15 protein-coding genes are annotated in these 15,547 nt (G+C 66.6%); 6 read left to right on the top strand and 9 right to left on the bottom strand.

Features of this window, described 5'->3' with window-relative positions:
* Positions 1–7: 7 nt before the first annotated feature.
* The gene (locus tag ACOGJC_RS11585; protein ID WP_419845150.1) at positions 8–1,198 is read right to left on the bottom strand and encodes an MFS transporter; all 1,191 of its coding nucleotides are present in this window, start codon (positions 1,196–1,198) and stop codon (positions 8–10) included.
* A 77-nt stretch (positions 1,199–1,275) separates the two neighbouring features.
* On the opposite strand from ACOGJC_RS11585, the gene ACOGJC_RS11580 reads away from it, so the two are divergent.
* Positions 1,276–1,638, top strand: a complete 363-nt coding sequence (locus tag ACOGJC_RS11580) for a hypothetical protein (protein ID WP_419845149.1) — start codon at positions 1,276–1,278, stop codon at positions 1,636–1,638.
* Here ACOGJC_RS11580 and ACOGJC_RS11575 read toward each other — a convergent pair.
* Genes ACOGJC_RS11575 through ACOGJC_RS11550 form a run of 6 tightly spaced genes read right to left on the bottom strand, consistent with a single transcriptional unit; the run spans position 1,635 to position 8,228 of the window.
* Positions 1,635–2,621 (bottom strand): mandelate racemase/muconate lactonizing enzyme family protein, encoded by a 987-nt coding sequence (locus ACOGJC_RS11575; RefSeq protein ID WP_419845148.1) that lies wholly within the window; start codon positions 2,619–2,621, stop codon positions 1,635–1,637. The genes ACOGJC_RS11580 and ACOGJC_RS11575 overlap by 4 nt on opposite strands.
* Positions 2,606–3,358, bottom strand: a complete 753-nt coding sequence (gene menH, locus ACOGJC_RS11570; protein ID WP_419845147.1) for a 2-succinyl-6-hydroxy-2,4-cyclohexadiene-1-carboxylate synthase — start codon at positions 3,356–3,358, stop codon at positions 2,606–2,608. Before menH ends, ACOGJC_RS11575 begins: the two co-directional genes overlap by 16 nt.
* On the bottom strand, positions 3,355–5,016 hold the full coding sequence (gene menD / locus ACOGJC_RS11565; RefSeq protein WP_419845146.1) for a 2-succinyl-5-enolpyruvyl-6-hydroxy-3-cyclohexene-1-carboxylic-acid synthase: 1,662 nt from the start codon (positions 5,014–5,016) through the stop codon (positions 3,355–3,357). The genes menH and menD overlap by 4 nt, the downstream gene beginning before the upstream one ends.
* Positions 5,013–6,137, bottom strand: coding sequence for an isochorismate synthase (locus ACOGJC_RS11560; RefSeq protein WP_419845145.1), 1,125 nt, complete (start codon positions 6,135–6,137; stop codon positions 5,013–5,015). Before ACOGJC_RS11560 ends, menD begins: the two co-directional genes overlap by 4 nt.
* A complete protein-coding gene (locus tag ACOGJC_RS11555) occupies positions 6,134–6,550 on the bottom strand; it encodes a hypothetical protein (protein ID WP_419845144.1) in 417 nt (138 codons plus the stop codon). Before ACOGJC_RS11555 ends, ACOGJC_RS11560 begins: the two co-directional genes overlap by 4 nt.
* Positions 6,540–8,228 carry a class I adenylate-forming enzyme family protein gene (locus ACOGJC_RS11550; protein ID WP_419845143.1) on the bottom strand — a complete coding sequence of 563 codons (1,689 nt, stop codon included), beginning with the start codon at positions 8,226–8,228 and terminating at the stop codon, positions 6,540–6,542. Before ACOGJC_RS11550 ends, ACOGJC_RS11555 begins: the two co-directional genes overlap by 11 nt.
* A gap of 2 nt (positions 8,229–8,230) precedes the next feature.
* On the opposite strand from ACOGJC_RS11550, the gene ACOGJC_RS11545 reads away from it, so the two are divergent.
* A complete protein-coding gene (locus tag ACOGJC_RS11545) occupies positions 8,231–9,430 on the top strand; it encodes an LLM class flavin-dependent oxidoreductase (RefSeq protein WP_419845142.1) in 1,200 nt (399 codons plus the stop codon).
* Positions 9,431–9,457: 27 nt separating this feature from the next.
* Here ACOGJC_RS11545 and ACOGJC_RS11540 read toward each other — a convergent pair whose 3' ends face one another.
* Both ACOGJC_RS11540 and ACOGJC_RS11535 read right to left on the bottom strand, forming a co-directional pair.
* Complete coding sequence (locus ACOGJC_RS11540) at positions 9,458–10,504, bottom strand: phosphotransferase family protein (protein WP_419845141.1); 1,047 nt, start codon at positions 10,502–10,504, stop codon at positions 9,458–9,460.
* A complete protein-coding gene (locus tag ACOGJC_RS11535) occupies positions 10,501–10,947 on the bottom strand; it encodes a VOC family protein (RefSeq protein ID WP_419845140.1) in 447 nt (148 codons plus the stop codon). Before ACOGJC_RS11535 ends, ACOGJC_RS11540 begins: the two co-directional genes overlap by 4 nt.
* 61 nt (positions 10,948–11,008) lie before the next feature.
* Between ACOGJC_RS11535 and ACOGJC_RS11530 the strand changes: the two genes are divergently transcribed.
* The 4 genes from ACOGJC_RS11530 to ACOGJC_RS11515 are packed head-to-tail and all read left to right on the top strand — an operon-like array spanning position 11,009 to position 15,445.
* Positions 11,009–12,565, top strand: coding sequence for a class I adenylate-forming enzyme family protein (locus ACOGJC_RS11530; RefSeq protein ID WP_419845139.1), 1,557 nt, complete (start codon positions 11,009–11,011; stop codon positions 12,563–12,565).
* An 8-nt stretch (positions 12,566–12,573) separates the two neighbouring features.
* Positions 12,574–13,818, top strand: coding sequence for an acyl-CoA dehydrogenase family protein (locus ACOGJC_RS11525; protein WP_419845138.1), 1,245 nt, complete (start codon positions 12,574–12,576; stop codon positions 13,816–13,818).
* A 12-nt stretch (positions 13,819–13,830) separates the two neighbouring features.
* Positions 13,831–14,214 (top strand): hypothetical protein, encoded by a 384-nt coding sequence (locus ACOGJC_RS11520; protein ID WP_419845137.1) that lies wholly within the window; start codon positions 13,831–13,833, stop codon positions 14,212–14,214.
* A gap of 49 nt (positions 14,215–14,263) precedes the next feature.
* Positions 14,264–15,445 carry an amidohydrolase family protein gene (locus ACOGJC_RS11515; protein WP_419845136.1) on the top strand — a complete coding sequence of 394 codons (1,182 nt, stop codon included), beginning with the start codon at positions 14,264–14,266 and terminating at the stop codon, positions 15,443–15,445.
* Positions 15,446–15,547 lie beyond the last annotated feature (102 nt).

Here is a 15,547-nt window from a genome sequence, read left to right as displayed (position 1 = left end):
TACTCACTCAGTGAGGCTCTGACCTGAACCAGGGGTCGCGGTCTACGAGTTTCCTGACTGTGGTTACGAGGATGAGGAGGGCGGCGGAGAGGGCGGCGCCGGTCCATAGGACGAGGCGGGTGTCGCCTATGGCTAGGAGGCCGGCCACAGCGGCGGGGCCGCCGACTTGGCCGATGCGGATGGCGGTGCCCCAGGCGGCCACCATCACGGCCCGGTGCTCATTGGGAGCCAACGAGGCCGCACGGCTTTGCAGGGGGACCACCACCATCTGATCGGCAGCACCGAGCACGAGCACCGGGGCGATGATCACCGCCAGGGAGGGCGACGCCGCCATCCCCGTCAGGCAGATGACGAATCCGACGTAACCGGCCCGCACGATGGCCGATGTGGAGTAGCGGCCGGCGATGCGGCCCATGCTGAGCGCCACCAGTCCCGCCGACACTGCGGGCAACGACTGGATCAGTCCCCGAATCGCAGCCGAAGCGCCGAATTCATTGTCGAGGTGGATGGGCATAGTGGTGATCCCGACGGCGAAGAAGATGAGGAACGTGAACGGGGCCACCAGCAGCAGCACACCCACTTCGGGCCGCATCAGATGGGGGCGAGCTTGGAGGAGCTGGTGGCGCAACGGCTCAGGGGTGCGCCGCTCGTCAGGAGGCAGCAGGGTGGCCGCAAACAGGGCCAGCACGATGGTGGCGGCGTGCATGGCGAACGGTCCCCGCCAGCCGAACAGCTCGGTGAGCAGGCCGCCGGCCGCGGGCAGCGCGGCCACGCTCAAGTTCATGGCCAAGGCGTTCTGGCCGATGATCCGGGTGCGCTCTACTCCTTCGTAGTTGTCCCCGATGATGACCAGTGCCAGGCTCAGGAAACCCGATGAGCCCAGCCCCTGGATGAACCGGAAGGTCAGCAGCATGGCCAGGTTGGTCGACGCCATGATGACCAGACCGGCCAACCCGAAGAGCAGCAAACAGGGCACGATGATGCGGCGGCGCCCGTAGCGGTCGGCGGCCACCCCGATCACTGAGGCCATGAACAAACCGGGGGCGTGGGCGGTCATCAAAATGAACACCGAAGTCTGGTCGGAGATTCCGAATGCGTCGGCGATTTCGGGGATGGCTGGCGCAATGGAGGCGTTGGGCAGGATCACCGCCGCACCGATCAGCCACACCACCACAAGCTGCGACCGCCGAAGTCCCACGGCCTGACGGTATTGCCCCGCCCCCTCGGATGGCATGATCTGAGCGTGGAGTTGGTGGCCACTCGGGCCGAAGAGTCGTGAGCTTTCGGCGGGTTGCTCTATTGCTGGCGGTGGTGCTGCTCGCTGCCGGCTGCACTACCAAGACCAGGGAGCTCCCCCAAGGGCCGCCCCGCGAGATCCGCATCATCAACAACGTGGAGGTGGCCGACGACGACCGCACCCTCACCGTCCGCTACTGGGGCACCGAGTGCGAGGAGTTCAGCGACTCCGAAGTCGATTACGGCATCACCCAGATCAAGGTCACCATCTACGCCCTGGTGACCACTGACGAGTGCGAACGCTCCGGCCTCCAGCAGACCGCCTCCATCTCCCTCGACCAACCACTCGACAACCGCATCATCATCGACGCCAACACCGACACCGTCGTTTACGAGCCTTAGAGGCCCTTCTCGGCTACAGCAGGACTGCGAGCTGGGATGAGGCAGCGGCCGCCGGCAATCGTCGGTAGGTCGGCGAAATCACGGTCGAATAGGGCGGGCGTGATTGCACCATGGACTTGTAGGGGGTTGGGGAGGGCGGCGGCGACGCTCAAGGCGGCGTGTTGGCCGATGGCGGAGTCGAGGTAGTTGGTGACGATGACTTTGCGGCCCTGATTGATCCAGCGGCAGGCAGTGGCGTAGGCAGTGCGGGGGCCGCCCAAGGCCATGGGCTTGACCACCACCACGGAGATTGTTTCAGGGAGCTGAGCCACCGCCGAGCCCAAACTGTCGTCCACCGCCACTGGGATCGGGGATTGCTCAGCCACCTGAGCCAGGGCTTCGAGTCCGGACGTTGGCTCTTCGACGTACTCGATGTCGTACTGCTCAAGCTGAGTCAAAGCAGCGACGGCTCGGTCCACGGGCCAGGCCCCATTGGCATCGAGGCGCAGTCGAGTGTCGGTACCGATAGCGCCGCGTACCGCTTCTACCGAGGCCACATCCTCATCCAGATCAGATGCTCCCACCTTCAGCTTTACTGCGCGGTAGCCGTCAGCTTCCGCAGCAGCTGCGGCGTGGGTGTCACTGACCAGCGCGTTCAACTCCACCGAGTCGACCACCGGACCACCGTCTGCCAGCACTTCAGCCTGGGTCCGACCGGTGCGCTTGGCTTCCATATCCAGCAAAGCCAACTCGACCGCACCGTGGGCAAATCGCTCAGAGGGCAGGTTTCCGGGATCGGGATCAGTCGCCCACTCTTCTAGTGCCTCCCGTGTGGCCGACAGATCAGCACCGGGCCATCCAGGCAGGGGCATGGCTTCTCCGCAGCTGCTGAAGCCGCCATCGGAGATCTGAATCAGAATGCCATCTCTTTTGGTGATGGATCCCAGGCCGGTCATCACCGGAAGGCGCAGCTTGAGCGAGACCTCGCTCAGCTCGACACGCATTGGATCACCGCGGCTGCGGTGGCGTCGGGGGCTTCCAGGTGAGGGGCATGGCCAGAGTCAGGAATCAGGGTGACGGTTGCTCGGGGCATGACCGCCGCCATTTGGTGGGCGATGGCTGCGAACTTGGCGTCGTCCGAGCCAGCGATGAGGGCGCAGGGCATCGACATCTCTGACAAGCGACAACCGATGGGGTCGGCCGCTCCGGCTCCCATACCCCTCAGGCTGTGGGCCAAGCCTCGGGGATCGCACGACCGTCGCTGGGCTTGCAGATCGGCCTGCTGTTTGGCCGATAGGCGGACCCGCTGGGTGGCGAAGAGGGGACGGTCGGCCCAGTAGCCGGCGAACCACTCGATGCCCTCTGATTCGATCCGGTCGGCCAGCTCCTCATCGGCGGCTATGCGCTCGGCCCGCTCAACAGGATCGTCAATCCCGGCTCGGGCGCCAATCAGGACCAAGGCAGCGACTCGGTCGGGATGGGCCAACGCCACGTGCAACGCGACCCTTCCGCCCATCGAATAACCCACCAGGGCGAATCGCTCCAGGTGAGCAGTGGCCGAAATCACGCCATTTACCGCGGCGGCCATGGTGTAGTCGGTGGGATCGTCGGAGACCGGCCCCGAACCGTGGCCGGGGAGATCGAGCGCCAATACCGGCTCGGGCAAACGGCTGGTGAGCGGAGCCATAGCCGTGGCCGAGCCGGTAAAGCCGTGCAGGACCACGGTGGCTGTCTGGTTCATTCGGCCAGATCAGCTAGCTGTTTGCGCTGCCTCATGGCTGTCCCGTGGTCGACGGGGACTTCAACCACCGTCACTCCCGTGGCCTTGTTCACTGTTTCGATCAGGTCATCAGCCTGCCCGGTCCGGTGATAGTTGACGCCCAATCCCGCGGCCAGTCTGCCGAGACCGACCCCATGGGGCGTGTGGAACAGCTCTCCGAAGTGGACGTCGGAGCCGCCCTCGGCCACCGGCAGCAGCGAGAAGATTCCGCCACCGTCGTTGTTGGGCACCACCACGGTGAGGTCGGCGTCCGAAAGGGATGCGGCCAACAGTCCTCCAATGTCGTGCAGCAGCGCAACATCGCCGACCAACGCGGCCACCGGCTGGTCGAGGGCGAGGGCTGCCCCCAGAGCCGACGACACCACACCGTCGATGCCGTTGGCCCCCCGGTTGACCAGCACCCGGCGGGGCAGCGCATCGGGAGGCCAGAACGAGGTCGCGTCCCGAACCGGCATGCTGCTCGATGCATACAGCGGCACTTCCGGAGGCAGCGACCGCAGCAGAGTGGCCGCCAGCAACGGCTCCAGCAGATCAGCGCCGTTCAAAACTGTCTCAACCCGGTCCCACGCATCAGAGGCCGCTTCCACCCAGGCCACGGCCCAGGCATCGTCAGTCGAAGTCATCCAATCGGCGGCGGCTCCCAGCAGGGTCGCCGGATCGGAGGCCAGCGCGGCGGTCCACCCAGACGAAGGGTCCTCCCATCGGCGACGGGGATCCACCAACAGCCGATCAACCGCTCCACACGCCTCCACGAAGTCGATGACCATCCGGTTGCTGGGCGGACCACCGATGCGCACCAAGACATCGGGCGACAGCCCGGCATCGCCCAGCACCCACTCCGCGCCGTCCAACACCAGTGGACTCCGGCCCCGGAGTTGCGATCCGGCATCGGCCACCACCGGCCAGCCCGACGCCTCGGCGAAGCCGACGATGGCTTCGGCGTCGGCGTTGCCCGCGTCCAGTGCTCCAGCCACAATGAGCCCCCGACGGCCGGCCAGTCGGCCTACGGCATCCACATCGGCCTCCAAGAGAGGACGAACCGGCTCGATCGGCCGACCCACGGTCGACTCAAACCGGTGAACCGGACCTTGGGGTTCCAGCGGCTTGCGGAACGGCCAGTTCAGGTGCACCGGCCCGGGGTCGGGTCCGGCACTGGCCATGGTGGCCGCCCGCACGGCCACGCGAGCGAAGTAGTCGGGCTCGTCGACGTCGCAGGGCATCTCAGCGAACCAGCGGACGTGGTCCCCGTACAGCTTCAGCTGGTCGATGGTCTGGCCCGCTCCTGCATCACGCAGCTCGGGCGGTCGGTCGGCGGTACACACCACCAGCGGCACCCCGCTGTGGTGGGCCTCCACCACCGCCGGGAGGTAGTTGGCCGCCGCGGTGCCCGACGTGCACACCAGCGCCACCGGACGCCCCGACGCCTTGGCCATTCCCAGGGCACAGAACCCGGCCACCCGCTCGTCGAGCTGCACCGTGACCCGCAGTCCTTCCTGGTTGCGAGCCGACACCGCCAGTGGAGCGGACCGAGACCCGGGCGACACCACCACATCGGTCACCCCGCAGGCCGCCAACTCAGCCCAGAACCGCCCCGTGGCCCGGTAGGCCAGGTCGGTCATGTGACCACATCCAGCACCGCGGCCAGCTTGACGTCGGTTTCGACCAATTCCTGCTCGGGGTCGGATCCAGCCACAATGCCCGCTCCTGCACACAGGCGCATCCCGCTGGGGCCGATAAGCGCCGACCTCAAGGCAACGTAAAACGCCCCGCAGCCCCGGTGGTCGATCCAGCCCACCGGCCCGGCGTACCACCCTCGTTCAAGCCCCTCGTGCTCGGCGATCCACTGCTGGGCGAACGTGGTCGGCGTACCCCCCACCGCCGGTGTGGGGTGCAAGGCGCCCGCCAGCCGCAGCGCCATGCCAGGCTCAGGGGCGATCCGCCCGCTTACCGTTGTGGCCAGGTGGTGTATGCCAGGCAGAGTCCGAACTTCGGTATCGCCAGTGGGATCTAGCGCCACGCCGGCCAGGGCTAGACGGGTGCGGAGGTACTCCACCACGTAGTGGTGCTCGGCCTGCTCTTTGGGATCGGTGGCCAACCGCTCCGCAATTGCGGCATCGTCGTCCGGTGTGGCCCCTCGAGGAGCGGTGCCTGCCACTGCGTAGGTAGTAACCACATCGCCGTTGAGTTCCGCTAGAACCTCGGGGCTGGCGCCTACAAAGCACGACGTCCCCCGGCCGAAACCAAACACCGCACACGACTCGAAACGGGTTGACAGCCGAGCCAGTACCACCGCGGGGTCGATGCTGCCCACCGCCTCCACCTCTCGGGCCACCACCACCTTGGCCAGCTCCCCGGCATCGATGGCGTCGGCAGCCTGCTTCACCGCATCCCGATAGGTGGCCCGAGTTCCATCTTCAACCCGCAATGCGTTGCCGTCGTCTGTGCGGCCTGCCCCTTGTGCCGACCCCCGAACAACCCGCTCCGGTACCACCAACCGCCCGCTCGGGTATCCGTCCCATGCCCCTGTTCCCGACCGATCGGCAAAACCGAAGCCAGCAAAGGCGACCTCCCCCTCGGCTAGCAACTCAGCAGAGGCCGCCGCGGCGGCCTCAAACCGCCAACGGCCATCTACCTCAACAGACCGCGCCGCTCCCAACCCGGCTATCGCGTCGGCGCCCGGCGCCCGCCAATACACCCGGTCGTCGCCGGACCACGAGGCGAATTCCTCGAGAGGGGTCATTTCACCCGCTCCGCCAACCGGACTGCCGCTCTGCTGAGCAGGGTGCGGCGGAAGTGCTCGCCCACCAGGGCCACCACCTGGGGCACTAGCGCCTCCACTAGCGGAGTCAGATTCTCCAGGTCCTTGCTGGTCAATTCGTTGGTGCCCATGGCATCCAAGAACAGGTCCACCGCCTCATCCACCACCGCCTCCACGTTGCGGGCGTGGCGAACCGCCAGCGCGGCCAGATCGGGCACGCTAACCCCGACGGCAACGAGGGCGGCACCGGCTTCCAGCATCGTGACCGCATCCTCTTTGAACCGACCGTGGTGGTCGGGGATCAACAGCCCGGCATCGATGGCCAAGTCCACTTGCTCCGCGGCCAAGCCCGATGCTTCGATCAACTCAGCCCGGCTGAGCCCCTCAGGTTCCACCCCCAAAGCGTAAACGCGTCTCGCCTTCAGTCCCCATTAGGGCCGCGGCCCGAGCCCGCAGTTCGTGGCGATCAGGCCGACCGGAATCCAGCAGGGGCCAGTCCTTCTCTTCCACCACGAAGAACCGCTTGGGGATCTTGAAGTTGGCGATCTGGCCTCGGCACGCTTCCATTAGGTCGTCGGAGGTCTCTTCGGCTCCGTCGTGCAACTCCACGAATGCCACCACCGCCTCGCCCCACAGCGGGTCGGGCACCCCTACCACGATGGCGAACTTCACCGCCTCCAGATTGTCCTCGCAGAAGATCTCCACCTCGCGCTCCGACACGTTCTCCCCGCCGGTCTTGATCATCAGCTTGTAGCGGCCCCGGAAGTACAGGTTTCCAGCCTCGTCCATGAAGCCGTAGTCACCGGAGTGGAAGAACCCCTCGTCGTCGAAGGCCTCAGCCGTGGCCTCGGGCATCCCCACATACTCGATGAACGTGCCCCAACCCCGAAAGCAGATCTCTCCGGGCTCTTCAGGGGCACAGCGCTGGCCGGTCTCGGGGTCTTTGATCACGAACTCCATGCCCGGCATGGGCCGGCCGTTGGCGTCGTAGCGCACCTTGGGATCGGTCTCGCACCGGGGAGTGATCGACCCCAGCCCGCCCGACTCGGTAGAGCCGTACACCTGGGCCACCGTCTCCCAGTTCCAATCGGGCAACACGCTGCGCAGAAAGCTGCCGGTGGCCCCCACGTTGCACTTGCGCACCGAACTGCGGTCCACCGTGCGGTACTCGGGGGCGTTGCGCATCATGGTGAGCTTGGTGTCGAACGCCCCCATCACGGTGATCTTCGACCGCTCCATCTCCCGCAGCACCTTTCCGGTCTCATACACCCCCACCAGACACGAGGTCATGCCCACCAAATGGGGCATGGTCAGGTTCCACACGATGCCCCCGGTGTGGAACACCGGGTTGGAGGCCACGAACCGGTCTTCGGGCACCAACCCCAGAGCGTGCTGCAAGCCGGTGGCCGCCCCCACCATGCCCCGGTGGGCGATCAGCGCCGGCTTGGGAGCGGCGGTGGAGCCCGAGGTGAAGATGATGTAGGCCGGGTTGTCCCCTCTCACTTCACTTGCCGGCTCCAGTTCGACTCCTCCATCAGGGCCGTACACCCGATCTCGCTCCGCCGACGGGTCCACCCACCCGTCGTCGTCCAGCGGCAGCACCACCGTCTCGGCAATACAACCGAACTGGGCGGCCACCGGCGACAGCCTCTCCGCCATATCCACGTCTCGGAACCGGTCCACGGTAATCAGCAGGTCGGGCTGGGCCAGGGTGAATAGGTGTTCCAACTCGGCGGCCATGTATGACGTGTTGATGGGCACCCCGATGGCGCCCAGCCGGGCCAACCCATAGTGCAGCACTGCCCAGTCGGGATTGGGATGGAACAGAAACGCCACCCGGCTGCCGTGGCCCACCCCCATCTCGGCCAAAGCAGCGGCGGACCGCAGCGACCGGCTGGCCAGATCCCGATAGCTGATGTGGACATCCCCGGTGATGAAGGCATCGTTGTCGGGCACCCGCTGGGCCGTGCGCCACAGCATCTCCCAGGTGGACAGCTGAGTGTTGGCGATCAGATCGGCAGCCAGAGCGGCGTCGTAGTCAGCCTGAGCAGAGGCCTCCATAGGTGTCGCCATCGGTGGGCACGTTATCCTCTCGCCTCATGCATGGAGGACTGCGGTTCGGCTTGTTCCAAGCGCCCTTCCACGCCCACTGGAGGAATCCGACGCTGCAGCTCCAACGGGACTTGGACCTGTGCGAGTGGCTCGACCACCTGGGTTTCGACGAGTACTGGTTCGGCGAGCACCACTCCGGCGGCTGGGAGATCATCACCTCACCCGACCTTATGATCGCCGCGGCCTCCCAGCGGACCAGCCGCATCAAGCTGGGCACCGGCGTGGTGTCGGTGCCCTACCACACCCCCTTCCAAGTGGCCGAGCGCATGGTGCTGCTCGACCACCTCACCAAGGGACGGGTGATGTTCGGGGTTGGCCCCGGCGCCCTGCCGTCGGACGCCTACATGATGGGCATGGACCCCAAAGAGACCCGGCCCCGGATGGAACAGGCCATGGAAGCCATCTGCCATCTGCTGCGCTCCGACGATCCCCTCACCATGGAGACCCATTGGTTCAAGCTCCGCGAGGCCCGCTTGCAGCTCTCCCCGTACTCCGACCCGCTGTTCGACATCTGCATGGCCACCACGGTTTCGCCCAATGGCCCCCGCAGCGCCGGTCAATTCGGCGGGGCGGTGCTGTCGATGAGCGCCACCACCGATGCAGGGTTCGAGGCACTGAGCACCCACTGGGACATCTGGAACTTGAAGGCCCAAGAGCACGGCCACACCGCCGACCGCTCCAAGTGGCGCATCGTGGCGCCAGTCCATATTGCCGAGACCACCGAGCAGGCCTTCAGAGACGTCGAGCACGGCATCGAGCCCTGGGTGCGTTATTTCCGGGAGGTGGTGGCCCTGCCCGGTGCCCCCGACACCGACGATCGAGACGAATTCGTCCGAGCCATGGTGGACGGCGGCTTCGCGGTGATCGGCACCCCCGACGACGCGGCTGCTTTGGTCGACCGTCTGTGGGAGCAGTCGGGCGGGTTCGGCGCGCTGTTGGTGTTCGGCAACGACTGGGCCAACCCGCAAGCCACAAAACGCTCCTTCGAGCTGTTGATCGAGGAGGTGGCCCCCCGATATCAGGGTTCGATCCGTCGGCGCACCAGCTCCCACGCCTGGACCGCGGCCAACCGGGAGGAGTTCCTAGGCCGGGCCGCGGCGGCTGGCCAAGAGGCCCGGGAGCGCCACGAGGCCGAAATGGCCGCCAAACAGGAGCAGCAGTAGGCCGAGACAGGACCGGGGCCTGCTGACCTACAGGACCTGCTCGATCCAACTGGTGTCGCCCGCCTCCCAGGCATCCAGGTGCTGGGCCAGATTCTCAGTATTGAGGGGGATCTGGCTGAACGCGGGCCATGAGCGCATCTTGCCCTCCACGGTCAGCGCTAGGCCCCGGGGCACCACCGCCGACTCCACGAATATCCAGTAGATGATGCAGTAGTGCACCCACTTGGGGTCGGGCTCGGTGCCGGTGGCCGCGGTGTACAGAGCGGCCAACTCGTCCCATGTGACCAACATGCCCATCAGCTCGGGTTGGCGGCGACGGGAGAGCGGGTGGCAGAAAAAGCCCAGGTCCAGCAGCGGCGGCCCCACCGCAGCCCGCTCCCAGTCGAGCACCGCCACCAACTCGTCGCCTCGAAAGGCCAGGTTGCCGATGCGGTAGTCGCCGTGGCTGAGCACCGGTGGGGCATCGGGCATCTCGGCGGCGTGGTCAAGCAGGAACCGGGCGGCGTCTCGCAGGATGGGCAGCGGCGCGAACGCCGGGTACACGTCGCGCTCCACATTGCCCATCCACCGGTTGATGAGCCCGACCATCAGCTCAGCGCCAGCGACCCCCGGAGGGCCGGTCACCAATTCCGGCAGCCCGGCCGCCACCCAGTCGAGGCAATGGAGCTTGCCCATGACATCAACGACCTGTTCGGCCGCCCGGCGTCGGCCAGTCTCGGTTTGCCACACGGGCCAGTCGTCCAACTGGGCAATGTGGGGGAAGTCGGCGTCTACATGGGCCATGGCGAAGAACGGCTCCCCAATCAGCGCCGGATCGTCGCACGCCCCCCAGAGTTCGGGCACTGGGATCCCAGCGGTGGCGGCGGCCCGATGCACGGCCACCTCCTTGTGCACGTCGTAAGGGTCGATGGTGCCGTAGGAGGGTGCCCGCTTGACCACCACCCGCTCGCCGTCGTCGAGGTCCACGGTGAACACATCCCACGAGAGTCCTCCGGTGCGGGCCTCCACCCCCGCCACCCCGCGGCCGAACCAGTCGGCCAGGGCTGCGGTTTGCTCGGTGGTAAGTGCCGTCACTGTCGGGTGACGAACTCGATCAAAACGCCGTCGGGATCGCGCACCGCGAACGCCCGGATCGACGACCGGCCCACCTTCAGTGTCCCGGGCGGGCCCAATATGTCGACTCCGGCGGCCGACAGGCGCTCATAGAACCCATCCACATCGTCCACCCCCACCGCGATGCGGGGGATGCCGATGCTCTTCCAGGTGAGCGGCCGCCCTGGATCGGGAGTGGTCCACTCCAACAGGTCGATGTAGGGGCCGCGCAGGTTGTCGCCGAAGGCCAAAAAGGCAGCCCGGTGGCCGGTGTCGCCGGTCTCCCCCTGGCTCTCCATGAACTCACTGCGGTCTTTGGCCGACTCGTCCACCACCACCCCGCCGAGCAGGTCCCGATAGAACTCCAGGGAACGGTCGAGGTCGCTCACGCAGATGTTGACGTGGATGAGGTGGTCCATGCGCATGACACCACAGGGTAACGGCTCTGGTCATTGCCGCTTCGAGGTGGGTTATCGTCGGAGCGCTATGAGCTTCGCCTCGCTCCTGCTGGAGCCCGAGCTGGCCGCAGGACCCGACACTCCTGGTGTGATCGTCGCCCGCCCCGAAGGAGACGAGATCACCAGCTATTTCGACCTGGTGGACGCGGCCCAGCGGATGGCCGCCATCCTGGGCGACGCCGGAGTGGAACCTCGCACCCCGGTGGCCTGTTTGCTGCCGCCCAGCGCCGATGTGGTGGCCGCCTTCTTCGGCACTTGGGCAGCCGACGGGGTTTACGTGCCGGTGAACCCCCGACTGTCCGATAGCGAGATCGCCTACATCCTCGACGACGTGAACCCTGCCGCGGTGATCGGCTCGCCCGACCAGCTCGCCCGGGTGACGGCCCCAATCACCTGCATCGCAGCCGACGGCAAGCTGGGTTGGTCAGTGGCCCAGCGCCGGGACACCGGATCGGCCTCCCACGATCCGGGCATCGCCATTGTGTCGTTCACCTCGGGCACCACCGGTCGGCCCAAGCCCATCGAACTTCAGTCCAGCGCGGTGATCCGGCTTATGGACACCATCATCTCCACAGTGCGCAAAGGCAGGCAGCTCACTAAGCGCCCGGAGATGCCCCACGTCATCCCGGTGTCCACCTCGCTGTGGGCCGGGATCTACAACGTGATCTTCGCGGTCCGCACCGGCAGCCCCGCGCTGCTCATGCCCCGGTTCGACGCCCTGGAGTACGCCCGTCTGGTGGGCCAATACCAGATCGCCTCCACGGTGATTCCCCCGGCCGCCATCACCATGCTGAACGACGAGCCCGGCATCGAGAGCCTCGATCCGCTGAAAATCGTCCGCTCTATTACCGCTCCGCTGTCGCCGCTGCAGGCCCGCCGCTTCTACCAGCGGTTCGGGGTCATGGTGCTCAACGGGTACGGCCAGACCGAGGTCGGCGGGGAAATCGTCGGCTGGACCGCCCGAGACTTCCGGGAGCACCCCGAGAAGCTAGGGGCCGTGGGGCGGCCCTACCAGGGGGTTGAGATTAAGTTTTCAAGGAGCGATGCCGACGTCTCTGACAGCGAGACCGACGACACCAGTCACCGTATCGACGACAGTGACAACGAAGGCCGGGAGCAATCCGGCGTGCTGTGGGTGCGCACGGCCTACACCGCGTCCTTGGACCCGGAGGGGCGGCTGGGCGACCGGCTCGACGGCGAGGGTTTTTTCCGCACCGGCGACATCGCCCGCCTCGACGAAGACGGATTCCTGTGGATCGAGGGCAGGGAGTCGGACATGATCAACCGGGGCGGGCTGAAGGTGTTCCCCGCCGAAGTGGAGGAGGTGCTGCTGCTGTCGGAGTCGGTGTCCGACGTTGCCGTGGTGGGAGTGCCCGACCACCGGTTGGGAGAGGTGCCCTATGCCTTCGTGGTATCCGTCGAAGCCGGCACCACTCCCAATCCCGACGACCTGGAGGGGTTGTGCCGCCAGCACTTAGCCCCCTACAAGGTGCCGGTGGCCTTCGAGACCCTCGAAGCATTGCCCCGCAGCGAGGTGGGCAAGGTGCTGCGCCGAGTGCTGGTCGATCGGGCCACCGCTACCTGAGCCAACCCATGAGCGCGTTCGACCTGCTGCCCATCGATCGAGACACCGCCGTCGACGAGGCCGAGAAGATCGTGGACGAGTGGGTGGCCCAAACGGTGCCTGCCGTATGGCAAGAGGCGGCCCGCACCGGCGGCCGAGCCGCCCTGCACAAGATCCGCACGCCGGCCGATTACGACGCCTGGTATCCGCAGTTCGCCCACAGCGGTCTGGTGGCCCCCACCTGGCCCCGCCAATTCGGCGGCCTCGGGGTGGGCAATCGGGTGTCGCGGGCCATTGAGACCCGACTGGCCCCTTACAACCTGGTGCGCCGCAACCAGCTGGGCCTCACCCTGGCCGGCCCCACCATCTTGACCTTCGGCACCGACGAACAGAAGGCCCGGCTCATCCCGCCCATCGTCACCGCCGAGCAGATCTGGTGCCAGTTCTTCAGCGAACCCGGCGCCGGCTCCGACCTGGCCTCGCTGGCCACCCGGGCGGTGCACGACGGCGACGAGTGGGTGCTCACCGGCCAGAAGGTGTGGTCCACCCAGGCAATGGTCGCCCACTACGCCATCTGTCTGGCCCGCACCGACCCCGACGCCCCCAAGAGGGCTGGCATCACCTACTTCCTGTTGAACATGCGCCAGCCCGGCCTCGACGTGCGCCCGCTGCGCACCATCAGCGGTGAGGAGGACTTCGCCGAGACGTTCATCGACGGTGCCCGGGTGCCCGACCGCGACGTGCTGGGCGAGGTCAACGACGGATGGCGGCTGGCCAACGCCACGTTGAGCGGTGAGCGGCTGGCGGTGTCGGGGCCGGGGTCGGGCGGCCAGAGCCGGATCGGCTCGGGAACCGAGCGCCTCATCGAGCGGGCCAAGGAGTCGGGCCAGTGGAGAGACCGGGTGGTGCGCCAGCGGCTCATGCGGCTGTGGACCGACGAGCAGATCGTGCGCTGGACCAACGCCCGGGTGCGCGACACGCTGCGAGCGGGTCGTCCGCCGGGACCGGAGGCATCGGTGGGCAAGCTCATGTACAGCCAGCTCAACCAGCGGGTGCAGACCACCGGTGTCGACCTGCTGGGATCGCCCGCCATGGCCTGGGAGGAAGGCCACATCGCCGACTACGTGGTGCTCAACTTCTTGCACAGCCGAGCCGAGACCATCGCCGGGGGCACCACCGAGGTGCAGCGCAACATCGTGGGCGAACGGGCCTTGGGCCTGCCCCGCGAACCCGACCCCTACAAGGGCCTCGCCTGGAAAGATGTGCCCCGATGACCGGAGCGAGCCGTGTTCTATGAGGTGATGGGAGCGCTGTTGAAGGCGGCGGCCGACCCGGTGGCCACCCAAAACGCCCAAGGCGATGATGTCGACCGGTTCCATGCCCAGCGCGTGGCCCAGATGCTGGAGCGCATCGGCGGTGCCTGGCCCTACCTGCTCGATGCCCTCTGCCGGGAAAACGAGATCTTGGCCGAGGCCCTGGCCATCGACCACGAAGACAGCGATCCCGAACATGACGACCCCCTAGCCGAGAATCGTCGTCTATTGGAGCTGGCCGAACTCACCATGGCCACCACCGACGATGCCGATACCCGCCGCCGGCTGCGGGCCGCTCTGGCCGAGGCCGCCCACTTGCAGCGGGCCGCCCTGCGGGCCGGTCGGCAGGCCCGCTGAACCCCTCCCCTCTGGTTCCCCCTCAGATCAGGGGGGTACCCTCGTAGCCATGACCGCGCTCGACTACCGGCTGGTGGACGCCGACAACCACTGTTTCGAGCCCCGGGACTCCTTCACCCGCTATATCGAGCCCGCATTCCGAGATCAGGCCGTACACCAGGAAATCCGCGACGACGGCAAAGAGTGGATCATGATCGGCGAGCAGCCGCTCACCTTCCTGCCTGGCCACGATCTGTACGACAACGTGGGCAAGCCCGGCTCGCTCAAAGAGAAGCTGCGCCGCATGAAGAAGACGGGAGAGGCCGAGGAGTTCTCCATCTTCGAACCGGTGCGCCCCGAGTACCTGGACCGCGACCTGCGCCTCGATGTTATGGACGCCCAGAACGTGGAGGCCTGTCTGATGTTCCCGTCGGTGGGGGTCACCGTGGAGCACTTCATGACTTCCCCCGAGCAGTGCTACGCCAACTTCCACGCCTTCAACCGCTGGATCCAAGACGACTGGGGCTTCGCCTACCAGAACCGCATCTACGCCCCGCCCATGCTGTCGCTGTGGGATCTCGACGCCGCGGTGGCCGAGTTGGAGTGGGTGCTGAGCGAGGGGGCCAAGGTGATCGCCCTGCGTCCCGGCCCTCAGTACGGGCGCTCACCATCCGACCCGTACTTCGACCCGTTCTGGGCCCGGCTGAACGAAGCGGGCGGCTCGGTGGCCTTCCACCTCACCGAGTCGGGCTACAACGAGATGGTCTCCCCTTATTGGGGCTACGAGCCCAACCCGTCGAACTTCACCATGTCAGCCTGGCAGTGGACCAACTGCTACGGCGACCGCCCCATCATGGAGACGCTGTCTGCCCTGGTGTTCGAGAACTTCTTCGGCCGGTTCCCCAGCATCACCGCGGTATCAGTGGAGAACGGCGCCGAATGGGCTCCTTACCTGGTGCGGCTCATGAACAAGATGCGGGGCATGGGCCGCAACGGCCCGTGGATCGGCGGCCGCCTCCCGGCCCGTCCCCCCGAGATCTTCGCCCAGCACGTGCTGGTCACCCCCTATCCAGAAGACGACGTGGCCGCCATCGTGCGGGACATGGGTGCCGACTCCATCGTGCTCGGCTCCGACTGGCCCCACGCCGAAGGCCTCCCCCAACCCGCCGACTTCCTCCACCAACTGGCAACCCTCCCCGCCGAAGACCAGCGCAAAATCATGCGCGACAACGGCCTCCGCTTGGTGAGCTGACGCCACCGAGCACCTTTCGTTCTTTTTCTTCACTGTTTTCACTATCTTCACCATTTTCTTTTTCTTCCCCGTTCTTCCAGCAGAATGCCCGAAGACTTGACG

This window comes from Candidatus Poriferisocius sp. (genome assembly GCF_965204015.1).
In the GTDB taxonomy this organism is placed as follows: Bacteria; Actinomycetota; Acidimicrobiia; order Acidimicrobiales; family Bin134; genus Poriferisocius.
The sequence above is the reverse complement of the archived record's forward strand: the minus strand, read 5'-3'. Positions and strand labels throughout refer to the sequence as shown.